Source organism: Caulobacter sp. GW456-12-1-14-TSB4 (assembly GCF_059424195.1).
In genome coordinates this window covers 3,158-14,161 of the sequence record NZ_JBWKZF010000054.1, presented here as the reverse complement: position 1 = coordinate 14,161, position 11,004 = coordinate 3,158, and the positions used below count along the sequence as shown (strand labels likewise).

The following is an 11,004-nucleotide window of genomic DNA, read 5'->3' as shown; positions in this document are numbered from 1 at the left end:
GGCGAAAGCGGGGGCCCAGATGGAAGAGCGCCGGGGTGGGTTCTATCAGCGCCGCACTCTTCCAATCATCCCCAGCGTCATGAGATCTGGGCCCCGGCTTTCGCCGGGGAGATCGGGGTAAGGGGGTCAGAGCCTTCTGGAATCGAAGTCGTGCCGACCCAGGCTCTCGAACCGGCCTTCCTCGGCCTTGTTGATATATTGCGAGGCGACCAGCCAGCTCTTCACGGGGCGCAGGGTGGCCAGGCAGCCGATGATCAGGGCCGGGAACACCGTCACCAGGTGCACCCACAGCGGCGGGTGATAGGTCACCTCGACCCAGGCGAAGATGCCGATCACCACGATACCGATGCCGCTCATCACGAAGAAGGCCGGGCCGTCGGCCGGGTCGGCGAAGCTGTAGTCCAGCCCGCAGCGGTCGCACTTGTCCGCCAGCTTCAGGAAGCCGCCGAACAGCTTGCCCTCGCCGCAGCGCGGGCAGCAGCACTTGAAACCGGCCTCGATCGGCGTCGGGGAGTCGTAAACTTCATAGTCGGCCATCGGTGGCCCCTTCCTACAATCGCAGGATTGATCCATACATTGTGCGGGTAATGTATGGAAATCGACCCATGTCCGCAACTAAGGGATCACCGAATCCGGCCGCCGCGTGGTTGCGTCGCATCGAAAGCCTGGACGGCCCCGCCTATCGCCGGATCGCCGCCGCCCTGGAGACCGCCGTGGCCGACGGCGAGCTCCAAGCCGGCGACCAGATCCCTGCACAGCGCGAGGTCGCCCGTCTTGTCGGAATCGATTTCACCACGGTGACCCGCGCCTACGCCCTGGCTCGCGAGCGCGGCCTGATCGAGGGGACCACCGGACGCGGCACCTTCATCCGCTCGCGTACGATCGAGGACGAGGCGGGGCTGGTCGATCTGTCGATGAACCTGCCGCCGCCCCCCGCCGGCCTGAACCTGGCGGCCCTGTTGCGCGAAACCACCGGCGCGATCCTGGCCCGCACCGATCCGGCGACCTTGATGGCCTACCACCCCGGGGCCGGCTCCCTGGCCCAGCGCACGGCCGGCGCGGCCTGGCTGGCGCCGAGCCTGGGCGAGGTCGATCCCGCGCGGGTGATCGTCGCCAGCGGGGCCCAGACGGCGCTGTCGGCCCTGCTGGACCACCTGACCGCGCCGGGCGACACCATCCTGGCCGAGGCCTTCGCCTATCCGGGCCTGCTGGCCACCGCCGCCCGACGCGGCCTGACCGTCGTGGCCTGCCCGATGGAGGCCGAGGGACTGGAACCGGAGGCCCTGGCGCGGCTGGTCGCCCAGCACAGCCCTCGCCTGCTGTGCTGCACGCCGACCTTCCAGAACCCGACGGCGGCGACCATGGGCCTTTCGCGGCGCGAGGCGGTCGTCGAGATCGCCCGCGCGGCCGGGATGATGATCGTCGAGGACGACGCCTACGGCCTGCTGCCCGCCGCGCCGCCGCCGGCCCTGGCTAGCCTGTGGCCCCAGGGCGTGTTCCACGTCGCCACCACCGCCAAGGCGCTCTCGCCCGGCCTGCGCCTGGCCTACATCGTCGCCCCGACAGGGCAGGCGGAGGGCGCCGCGGCGGCGCTCCACGCCATCGCCCAGATGCCCGCGCCGCTGATGGCGGCCGTGGTGACGAGCTGGATTCGCGAGGGGGTGGCGGCTCGGGTGCTGGACGGGGTGCGCGAGGAGGCCATCGCCCGCCGCGCCCTTGCCGCTGAGCTGTTGCCGGCGGCGATCGGCGGGGCGGAGAGCTTGCACGTCTGGCTCCCCGGCGCGACGGCGACACCGGCGGCTAAGGACCGGGGGTTGGCTCTCGTGGGGGCGGAGGCCTTCCGCGCACCGGGCGCGGTCGGCGAAGGCCTGCGGGTGTCGCTAGGCGCGGCGACCAAGCGGACGACCTTGAGCCGGGCGCTGACGGAGTTGCGGGAGCTCAGTAAGCCCCCTCTCTCTTAGAGAGAGGGTTGGGGTGAGAGGTTACAGCGCCCGACGGAGTGCCGGCACGCCGTCAAGCCTCGTAACCTCTCACCCTCCCACGCCTGCGGCGCGGGCCCCTCCCTCTCTCTATGAGAGAGGGAAAATTACTCCGTCACCCCGCCGCGCCGGAACGCGTCCGCCAGTTGATCGATCAGCGACCGCACCGCCGGCGGCAGGCCGCGCCGCGTCGTGAACACCACATGGACGATGCCCACCCGGCTGCTCCAGTCGGGGAACACCCGCACCAGTCGCCCGGCCTCCAGCAACTCGCGACACGCGTGGTCGGGGAGGAAAGCGATCCCCAGGCCGGCCGCGGCCGCGTCTCGCAGAGCGCCGAAGTCGCCGCAAGTCAGGCGCGGCGTGTGCTTCACCGTCCGGGCCTCGCCGTCGGGATCGAGCAGCTCCCATTCCAGCTCGCCGATCTGGTCGGTGGGGCTCAGGGTCGGCAGCTCGGCCAGGGCCAACAGGGGCTGTCCGGCGCAACGCATGGCCAGCTTCGGGTCGGCCACCAGGATGCGGGTCGAGCGGCCCAGGGTGCGCATGGTCAAGGCCGCGTCGGTGTCCAAGGTCAGGCGCACGCGGATGGCCACATCGATACGCTCGGCGATCAGGTCCACGGGCCGATCGACCGCGACGATCTGCAGCCGCACCTTCGGATAGCGCGCCATATAGGCCTGGAAGGTCGGCGACAGCGCCTCGATCAGCCCGACCGGACAGCTGCAGCGCACCAGGCCGTGCGGCTCGCTTAGGGCCTCGGCCACCACCGCGTCGGCCTGCTGGGCGTCGAGCATCAAGAGGCGGCAGCGCTCGTGGAAGGCCTGGCCAACCTCGGTGACCCGGAACCGGCGGGTCGAGCGCTCGATCAGGCGTACGCCCAGCCGGGCCTCCAAGGCGGCGATCCGGCGACTCAGGGTCGATTTCGGCTGGCGCAGGGCCCGGCCCGCCGCCGCGAAGCCGCCATGGGCCACAACCTCGGCGAACAGGACGTAGTCGTTGAGATCGATCGCCACGATTGTCTCATCAATGGAACACTGAGAGCCGATTTACCCGTCTACTGCGATTTCTGTCCCGAATGCATCTTGTTTTCACCGACGGACGAGCCGCCGGCTCAACAAGGACGAAGACGATGAGCAACACTTTCGAAGGCAAGGTTGTCGTGGTGACCGGCGGCGCCAGCGGCATCGGCCTGGCCACGGCCAAGCGCTTCGCCGACCTCGGCGCCTCGGTCTACGTGACCGGCCGCCGCGAGGTCGAACTGGCCGCCGCCGTGAAGACGATCGGCGGCGACGTGACCGGCGTCCAGGGCGACGCCTCCAAGCTGGCCGACCTGGACAAGCTGTACGACACTATCCAGCAGCGTCACGCCCATATCGACGTGCTGGTGCCCAACGCCGGCGGCGGCGACATGCTGCCCCTGGGCGCGATCACGGAAGAGCACTACGAGGACATCTTCGGCCGCAACGTGAAGGGCGTGATCTTCACCGTACAGAAGGCCCTGCCCCTGCTGCGTGACGGCGGCGCGATCGTGCTGATCGGCTCGACGACGGGCGTCCAGGGCGTGGCCAATTTCAGCGTCTACAGCGCCAGCAAGGCCGCCGTGCGCAACCTGGCGCGGGGCTGGACCACCGACCTGAAGGCGCGCCAGATCCGCGTCAATGTCGTCACGCCGGGACCGATCAAGACGCCGGGCCTGGTCGAGCTGGCCGGGACCGATGCGACCGCCCAGCAGGGCCTGCTCGATTTCATGGCCAGCCAGGTGCCGCTGGGCCGCGTCGGCGACCCGTCCGAGATCGCCAAGGCCGTGACCTTCCTGGCGTCCAGCGACGCCAGCTTCATCGCCGGCGCCGAGCTGTTCGTCGACGGCGGCATGACGCAAGTCTGAGGAGCGGTGAGATGACCATCGAACAGCTGCTGACCCGCAATCTGCACGAGGTGTTCGGCGAGGGTGATCCGGCCAAGCGCCGGGCGGTCGCCGACGAGATCTTCGCCGAGGACGTCGTGTTCCACGGTCCGAAGGGTTCGACCTATCGCGGTCGTGACGCCATCGTCGAGATGGCCGGCGTGGTGCGGGCCTCGCATCCCACCTTCGCCTATACCGAGACCGGTCCGGCCAAGGCCAATGCCGACAGCGGCATGGTCGCCTGGGTCTCGGGCCCGCCCGGAGAGCCGCCGCGCTATGCGGGGGTGGACTTCATCCTGGCGCGGGAGGGCAAGATCGCGGCGATCTACCTGTTCCTGGATGGGGAGGGGTAGGAGCGCAAACAACCTCTTCCCCGTTTCCCCGGCGAAAGCCGGGGCCCAGCTGGAAGAGCGCTCGGGTGGTTTCTAGAAGCTCAGAGCCTCTCCCATCATCCCCAGCGCTTTGAGATCTGGGCCCCGGCTTTCGCCGGGGAGACGGGTTTTGGGAGCTAGAACTCCCCGTCGTCCTCGGCGCCCTCTTCACCCTCGCCGCCCATGGCGTTCTCGAGACTGTCGATGATGTCGTCCATCTGGTCGGCGGTGATCGAGACGTAGATCGACTCGCCGCCGATGGCCGAGACCAGCAGGCGGTAGCCGTCCTCGGTTTCCTGCAGGCTGAACGATTGGAGCGGCAGGAGCTTGGCCATGGGGGATCCTTCGAAAAGCGAGGCGCTCATCTAGAGACGCGGGAGCCTTACTTCAACGCCCCTCTGCGCAGCATGGCCACATGCGTCGCGATCAAGGTCTCGCGCTCGATCCACGGAAATTCCGGCCGGGCGATCAGCAGCGAGACCAGGCCGTGCAGGCCCGCCCACAGCACTTGGGACGCGGCCATCGGGTCGGCGCTGACCGTCTCGCCCCGGGTGTGGAACTCGGTGACCATCTCGACGAAGACCCTGAAGACCGCCTTGCCGGCCTCCATCGGCTTTCCGCCAGTCTTTTCCAGAAACGATCCGTCGACGCTCTTCTCCAGCATGAAGGCCACGCGGTAGGCATCGGGATGGTCGAGACCGAAGTCGATATAGACCCGCAGGCAACGTTCGAAGTTCTCGGCCGTGGGCGTGTAGTCCACCCGCGCGGCGTCCATGCGCTCCGACAGGATCGCGAAGGCCCGCACGCACAGTTCGGCGGCGATGTCGTCCTTGGTGGTGAAGTAGGCGTAGAGGGCCGGCTGCGAGATGCCGGCGATCTCGGCGATCTGGCGGGTCGAGACGGCGTGGACACCCTTCTGGGCGAACAGGCTCTGGGCGGCGTCGAGAATCTCCTCGCGGCGCTCGGCGCCCTGGCCCTTGGGTTTACGCGGGGAACGGGTCTGGGGGGTCTTCATCGACGGTCGTTGACCACTGCTATCCAAGCTTGACAAGCAATCGCTATCAATCACTGATAACTTATCAACGATCGATTTGGAACAGCTTATGTGGCGGACCCCGCTCCCTCCCCTGGCGGTGCTGCTGATGACGGCGGCGCTGGCAGCCTGTGGCGGCAAGCCCAAGACCGAGGCGGCCACGCAGCCGACGCCGGTCGAGGCCGCGCTTGTCGCCGCGCCTGACGCGGCTGGCGCGGTGACCGGGGCCGGCACCTTGGAGCGCCGCCGCGAGATGGCGCTGTCGTTCCGCATCCCCGGCGTGCTGACCGCCATGAAGGTCGAGGCCGGCGATCGCGTCTCGGCCGGCCAGCTGGTCGCCGCCATCGATCCCGCCGGCGTCGACGCCCGCCAGCAGCAGACCATCGCCGACCTGGAGCGCGCCCGCCGCGACATCGAGCGCGACAAGACCCTGTTCGACAAGGGCTATGTCAGCCGCCAGCGCATCGACGACCGCCAGAGTTCGTTGAAAGCCGCCCAGGCCGCCTATGACGCCGCCCGCTTCGACCGTCGCTGGGCCAGCCTGGTCTCGCCGGCCTCCGGCGTGGTCCTGGAGCGCCGCGCCCAGGCGGGCGAGGTCGTCGCCGCCGGCCAGGTGGTGGCGCGGATCGCCGACCTCTCCAGCCCGCTCGTCCTGCGCCTGCCGCTCTCCGCGCGGGAAGCCGCCCGCGTCCGGGTCGGCGACGTCGCCCAGGTGAAGGTCGAGGACCTCGCGGAACAGACCCTCTCCGGCCGCGTCACCCGCGTCGGCGAGGCCGCCGACACCCGCACCGGCGCGATCAGCGTCGAGATCGAGCTCTCCGCGCCGCCGCCCAGCCTGCGCAGCGGACAGGTCGCCCACGCCAGCCTGTCGGTCCGCGCGCCCGGAACGTCCAGCGCCTATGCCCGCATCCCCGCCGAGGCGGTGCTGGAGGCGACCGGCCAGCGGGCCTTCGTCTACCGCTTCGACCGCGGCAAGGCGCGGCGCACGGCCATCGGCTTTGGCGGCTTCGACGGCGACGACGCCCTGGTCTCGGGCCTGCCGGACGGGGCGCAGGTGATCACCGCCGGGGCCGGCTTCGTCGCCGACGGCGAGGCCGTGCGGGTCATCGATCCCAAGCGCCTGGGCCAATAAGCCGTGAAGTTCGATCTCGCGACCTTCGCCGTCCGTCGCTGGCAGTTCACGCTGGTCGCCTTCGGCCTGCTGATCATGTTGGGCGTCAACGCCTTCCTGAACGTGCCGCGCTCGGAGGACCCCCACTTCCCGACGCCGATCGTCATCGTCCGCGCGGTGCTGCCCGGGGCCGAGCCGTCCGAGATCGAGCAGCTGATCGTCGACCCGATCGAGGACGCCGTCGACGGCCTCGACGACATCGACAAGGTCGAGTCCACCGCCGTGGACGGCGCGGCGGTGATCCGCGTCCACTTCACCTGGGACGTTGACACCGAGCGCAAGTTCGACCAGGTCGTGCGCGAGGTGAACGCCATCCGCGGCAACCTGCCGGCCGGCGTGCAGCGGCTGGAGATCGAGCGCATCCGCACCACCGAGGTGTCGATCGTCCAGGTCGCCCTGACCTCCGACATCCTGCCGATGCGCCGCCTGGAGAAGACCGCCGACCGCCTGCGCGAGCGGCTGGATCGCGTGCCGGGCGTGCGCGAAGCCAAGTACTGGGGCGCGCCGCCGTCCGAGGTGCAGGTGACGCTGGATCTGGCCCGCCTGTCGGCCCTGCGCCTGCCGCCCACCGCCGTGGTCGACGCCCTGAAGGCGGCCGGGGCCGAGGCGCCGATCGGCGCGGTCCAGGCCGGCGAGCGCCGCTTCAACGTCAAGTCCGGCGGGGCCTTCCACGACCTCGCCACCATCGGCGACACGCCGGTGCGGGCCATCGGCGGCCAGGTCACCCGCGTGCGCGATGTGGCCCAGGTCGCTTGGGCGCAAGCCGAGCCGACGCACATCACCCGCTTCAACGGCAAGCGCGCCGTGTTCCTGACGGTGAACCAGAAGGACGGCCAGGACGTCGCCAAGATCACCGCCGGCGTGCAGCAGGTGCTGGACGACTACGAGAAGACCCTCCCCGCCGGGGTGAAGATGGAGCGCGGCTTCGTCCAGGCGCAGAACGTCAAGCACCGGCTGAACAACCTGTTCCGCGACTTCGGCATCGCCCTGGTTCTGGTGCTGATCACCCTGCTGCCGCTGGGTCCGCGCGCCGGCCTGGTGGTGATGGTGTCGATCCCGCTCAGCCTGCTGATCGGGCTGACCTTGCTGCAGGCGTTCGGCTTCACCCTGAACCAGCTCTCCATCGCCGGCTTCGTTCTGGCGCTCGGCCTGCTGGTCGACGACAGCATCGTCATCACCGAGAACATCGCCCGCCGCGTGCGCGAGGGCGAGGACCGGGTCGAGGCGGCCATCAACGGCACCCGCCAGATCAGCCTGGCGGTGCTGGGTTGCACCGCGACCCTGATGCTGGCCTTCCTGCCGCTGATGGCCCTGCCGGCCGGCGCGGGGGCCTATATCAAGTCGCTGCCGGTGACGGTGCTGTGCACCATCGCCGCCTCGCTGCTGGTCTCGATGACCATCATCCCGTTCCTGGCCAGCCGCCTGCTGGACAAGCATTCGGATCCCGAGGGCAACGCCCTGCTGCGGGCGGTCAATGACGGCATCCACCGCTTCTACCGGCCGGTGCTGCACCGGGCCCTGGCGCGGCCGTGGGTCGCCATGGCCATCCTGCTGGCCATCTGCCTGACCACATTCCCGCTGGTGAAGCTGGTCGGCTCGAGCCTGTTCCCAGCCGCCGAGACCCCGCAGTTCCTGATCCGCATCGAGACGCCCGACGGCGCGTCCCTGGCCCGCACCGACCAGGTGCTGCGCTATGTCGAAAGCCGCGTCCGGGCCGAGCCGGACGTCATCTGGGAGGCGGCCAATCTGGGTCGCGGCAATCCGCAGATCTTCTACAACAAGAGCCAGCACGAGAGCGCCACGACCTTCGCCGAGGTGTTCGTCAGCCTGAAGCGCTGGGAGCCGGGCAAGAGCGAGCAGGTGCTGGACCGCCTGCGCAAGCAGTTCGCCGACTATCCGGGCGCGCGGATCAGCGTGCAGACCTTCGAGAACGGCCCGCCGATCGACGCGCCGGTGGCCGTGCGCCTGACGGGCCAGAACCTCGAGGTGCTGAAGGCCCTGGCCGCCCGCGCCGAAGCGATCCTGAAGGCGACGCCGGGGACGCGCGACGTCACCAACCCCGTCCGCCTGGACCGCACCGACCTCGACCTCGGCGTCGACGAGGCCAAGGCCGCCGCCCTGGGCGTGCCGGCCGGAGCCACGCGGCGCATCGCGCGCCTGGCCCTGTCCGGCGAGGAGACCGCCCGCTTCCGCGATCCGGACGGCGACGACTACGCGGTCAAGGTGCGGCTGCCGATGGCCCAGGCCGACGGCGCGGCGCGCAACCCGCTCTCGGCCCTGAAAGGCGTCTATGTCCCGACCGCCGACGGCATGGCAGCGCCCTTGGACGCCATCGCCACCCCGCGCCTGAAGTCCAGCCCCTCGCGCATCGACCGCTTCGACCGCGAGCGGACGGTGACGGTCAGCTCGTGGGTCCGCACCGGCTTCCTGGCCTCGGGTGTGACGCAGGACGCCCTGGCGCGGCTGAACAAGGACCTGCCTCTGCCGCCGGGCTACCGCCTGTCGCTGGGCGGCGAGGCCGAGGCCGCGTCGGAGAGCTTCGCGGGTTTGGGCGCGGCGGTGCTGGTGGCGGTGTTCGGGATCCTGGCGGTGCTGGTCCTGGAGTTCCAGAAGTTCAAGACCGCCCTGGTCGTCGCCGGCATCATCCCGTTCGGGGTGTTCGGCGCGGTGCTGGCGCTCGCTTTGACCGGCTATTCCCTGTCATTCACCGCCACGATCGGCGTGATCGCGCTCATCGGTATCGAGATCAAGAACTCGATCCTGCTCGTGGACTTCACCGAACAGCTGCGCCGCGAGGGCATGAACCTGCACGACGCCATCGAGAAGGCCGGCGAGGTCCGGTTCCTGCCGGTGTTGCTGACCTCGGTGACAGCGATCGGGGGGCTGCTGCCGTTGGCGCTGGAGCGGTCGGGCCTCTACTCGCCGCTGGCCATCGCGATCATCGGCGGGTTGATCACGAGCACACTGCTGAGCCGCGTGGCGACGCCAGTGATGTACTGGCTGACCGCGCGGGGCAAGGCGGAGCAGGCTTAGGGTCCGAAACCTCGCCCTTCGACAGGCTCAGGGTGAGGTTTCTACTGAACCGCCGTGCAAAGTAGTCCTCATCCTGAGCTTGTCGAAGGACGAGGGCGGACCCGCTAAGGCGTCAGTCCCGCTGCGCTGTACGCCGCCATCGTCTGGTCGAACACCGCCAGGTCCCCCCGCCCGCGCGCCACCAGCTGCGCCCCCTCGATCGCCGCGAAGATCGCCAGCGCCCGGTCCTTCAACGCAGTCTCCGACAACTCCGGATGCCGCGGCGCCAACAGCTTCACCAGCCAAACCACATTGGCCTTGCTGAACGCATCGACCTCCAGCCGCACCGCGTCCGGCAGGTCGCCGTACTCTGCCGCCATCACCCCGTAGAGGCACATGCGGTTGTCGTTCTGCAGCGCGGCGCGGAACACCGCCACATAGCGCCGGAACGTCTCGTCGATCGGTCCGCCCTCGGCTGCGAGCTTGTCGAAATAGCCGACCGCGTTGTCGGTGTAGCGCTTGGCCAGCGCCCCGCCCAGGTCGCCCTTGGTCGGGAAATAGTAGTGGATGCTGGCGCTCTTGACGCCGACTTCCTTGGCCAGCTCGCGGAAGCTCAAGGCGTTGTAGCCCTTGGCCTGCACGGCGGCCTGGGCGGCCTGCATGATGGTCTCGCGAGTGTCGGTGCTCATCGTTCGTCGGATCGCCTCAAACTTACCTATCAGTAGATAGACGTTGACAGCCGCCAGCGGAAGCCCTTATCCCGGCATCGCAATCTACCTATCGATAGGTAGACACGAGGAGAGACCCCATGAAGATCCACGACATCCCCGGCTTCCCGAACCCACTGCGCGTCCGCATCGCCCTGGGCGAAAAGGGCCTCACCGACCAGGTCGAGTTCGTGAAGGTCGACCTGCCGGCCGGCGAGCACAAGGAAGCCGCCTTCCTGGCCAAGAACCCGTCGGGCGCCGTGCCGGTGCTGGAACTGGACGACGGCGTGTTCATCTCGGAATGCACGGCCATCACCGAATATGTCGACAATCTCGACGGCAAGCCGGTCCTGACCGGCGCGACCCCGCGCGAGAAGGCCGTGATCCACATGATGCAGAAGCGCGCCGAGGCCGAGCTGATCGACGCGGTCGCCGACTACTTCCACTACGCCACCCCCGGCCTGGGCGCGGCGATCGAGGACGGCAAGAAGGCCGGCTGGACCGGCCGCGACGCCTTTGGCCAGAAGCAAGGCGAGCGGGCCGTGGCCGGCATGCGCTATTTCGACGGCGTGCTGCGGGATCGTCCGTACGTGGCCGGCGACGCGTTCTCGATGGCCGACATCACCGTGCTGGGCGGCCTGGTCTTCGCCGGCTTCGCGCAGATCGCGGTGCCGGACGACTGCACGGCGCTGACGGCCTGGCGCGCGCGCGTCGAGGATCGCCCGAGCGTCAAAGCGGCGTAGTCGTTCTAGAATCTCCTCCCCCTCTGGGGGAGGTGGCCCGGAGGGCCGGAGGGGGCGTCGCCGGCCTATGCCGCGCGGGGGGGGG

11 protein-coding genes are annotated in these 11,004 nt (G+C 69.4%); 6 read left to right on the top strand and 5 right to left on the bottom strand.

The features are described 5' to 3' along the window. Positions 1-126 precede the first annotated feature (126 nt). Positions 127-537: a DUF983 domain-containing protein gene (locus AC07YH_RS26025; protein ID WP_494749791.1), complete on the bottom strand. Its 411-nt coding sequence runs from the start codon at positions 535-537 to the stop codon at positions 127-129. A gap of 50 nt (positions 538-587) precedes the next feature. On the opposite strand from AC07YH_RS26025, the gene AC07YH_RS26020 reads away from it, so the two are divergent. After that, positions 588-1,961: an aminotransferase-like domain-containing protein gene (locus AC07YH_RS26020; protein WP_494749790.1), complete on the top strand. Its 1,374-nt coding sequence runs from the start codon at positions 588-590 to the stop codon at positions 1,959-1,961. Positions 1,962-2,086: 125 nt separating this feature from the next. Here AC07YH_RS26020 and AC07YH_RS26015 read toward each other — a convergent pair whose 3' ends face one another. After that, a complete protein-coding gene (locus tag AC07YH_RS26015) occupies positions 2,087-2,992 on the bottom strand; it encodes a LysR substrate-binding domain-containing protein (RefSeq protein ID WP_494749789.1) in 906 nt (301 codons plus the stop codon). A gap of 116 nt (positions 2,993-3,108) precedes the next feature. Here AC07YH_RS26015 and AC07YH_RS26010 point away from each other — a divergent pair, with 116 nt between their 5' ends. Beyond that, on the top strand, positions 3,109-3,864 hold the full coding sequence (locus tag AC07YH_RS26010) for an SDR family NAD(P)-dependent oxidoreductase (RefSeq protein ID WP_494749788.1): 756 nt from the start codon (positions 3,109-3,111) through the stop codon (positions 3,862-3,864). 11 nt (positions 3,865-3,875) lie between these two features. Beyond that, on the top strand, positions 3,876-4,235 hold the full coding sequence (locus AC07YH_RS26005; protein ID WP_494749787.1) for a nuclear transport factor 2 family protein: 360 nt from the start codon (positions 3,876-3,878) through the stop codon (positions 4,233-4,235). 155 nt (positions 4,236-4,390) lie between these two features. On the opposite strand, the gene AC07YH_RS26000 is transcribed toward AC07YH_RS26005, so the two are convergent. Both AC07YH_RS26000 and AC07YH_RS25995 read right to left on the bottom strand, forming a co-directional pair. Then, positions 4,391-4,588, bottom strand: coding sequence for a hypothetical protein (locus tag AC07YH_RS26000; protein ID WP_494620736.1), 198 nt, complete (start codon positions 4,586-4,588; stop codon positions 4,391-4,393). A gap of 47 nt (positions 4,589-4,635) precedes the next feature. After that, on the bottom strand, positions 4,636-5,268 hold the full coding sequence (locus tag AC07YH_RS25995; RefSeq protein ID WP_494749786.1) for a TetR/AcrR family transcriptional regulator: 633 nt from the start codon (positions 5,266-5,268) through the stop codon (positions 4,636-4,638). A 76-nt stretch (positions 5,269-5,344) separates the two neighbouring features. On the opposite strand from AC07YH_RS25995, the gene AC07YH_RS25990 reads away from it, so the two are divergent. Further along, positions 5,345-6,418, top strand: coding sequence for an efflux RND transporter periplasmic adaptor subunit (locus AC07YH_RS25990; protein ID WP_494749785.1), 1,074 nt, complete (start codon positions 5,345-5,347; stop codon positions 6,416-6,418). 3 nt (positions 6,419-6,421) lie between these two features. After that, on the top strand, positions 6,422-9,490 hold the full coding sequence (locus tag AC07YH_RS25985) for an efflux RND transporter permease subunit (protein ID WP_494749784.1): 3,069 nt from the start codon (positions 6,422-6,424) through the stop codon (positions 9,488-9,490). Between the two features lie 104 nt (positions 9,491-9,594). Here AC07YH_RS25985 and AC07YH_RS25980 read toward each other — a convergent pair whose 3' ends face one another. Next, positions 9,595-10,158, bottom strand: a complete 564-nt coding sequence (locus AC07YH_RS25980) for a TetR/AcrR family transcriptional regulator (RefSeq protein ID WP_494749783.1) — start codon at positions 10,156-10,158, stop codon at positions 9,595-9,597. Between the two features lie 119 nt (positions 10,159-10,277). On the opposite strand from AC07YH_RS25980, the gene AC07YH_RS25975 reads away from it, so the two are divergent. Further along, positions 10,278-10,919 carry a glutathione S-transferase gene (locus AC07YH_RS25975; protein ID WP_494749782.1) on the top strand — a complete coding sequence of 214 codons (642 nt, stop codon included), beginning with the start codon at positions 10,278-10,280 and terminating at the stop codon, positions 10,917-10,919. The last annotated feature ends 85 nt before the right edge of the window (positions 10,920-11,004 follow it).

Bases quoted from the DNA above. Each gene is read 5' to 3' on its own strand.
- AC07YH_RS26025 (WP_494749791.1), bottom strand. From the start codon at position 537: ATGGCCGACTATGAAGTTTACGACTCCCCGACGCCGATCGAGGCCGGT.
- AC07YH_RS26020 (WP_494749790.1), top strand. From the start codon at position 588: ATGTATGGAAATCGACCCATGTCCGCAACTAAGGGATCACCGAATCCG.
- AC07YH_RS26010 (WP_494749788.1), top strand. From the start codon at position 3,109: ATGAGCAACACTTTCGAAGGCAAGGTTGTCGTGGTGACCGGCGGCGCC.
- AC07YH_RS26005 (WP_494749787.1), top strand. From the start codon at position 3,876: ATGACCATCGAACAGCTGCTGACCCGCAATCTGCACGAGGTGTTCGGC.
- AC07YH_RS26000 (WP_494620736.1), bottom strand. From the start codon at position 4,588: ATGGCCAAGCTCCTGCCGCTCCAATCGTTCAGCCTGCAGGAAACCGAG.
- AC07YH_RS25995 (WP_494749786.1), bottom strand. From the start codon at position 5,268: ATGAAGACCCCCCAGACCCGTTCCCCGCGTAAACCCAAGGGCCAGGGC.
- AC07YH_RS25980 (WP_494749783.1), bottom strand. From the start codon at position 10,158: ATGAGCACCGACACTCGCGAGACCATCATGCAGGCCGCCCAGGCCGCC.
- AC07YH_RS25975 (WP_494749782.1), top strand. From the start codon at position 10,278: ATGAAGATCCACGACATCCCCGGCTTCCCGAACCCACTGCGCGTCCGC.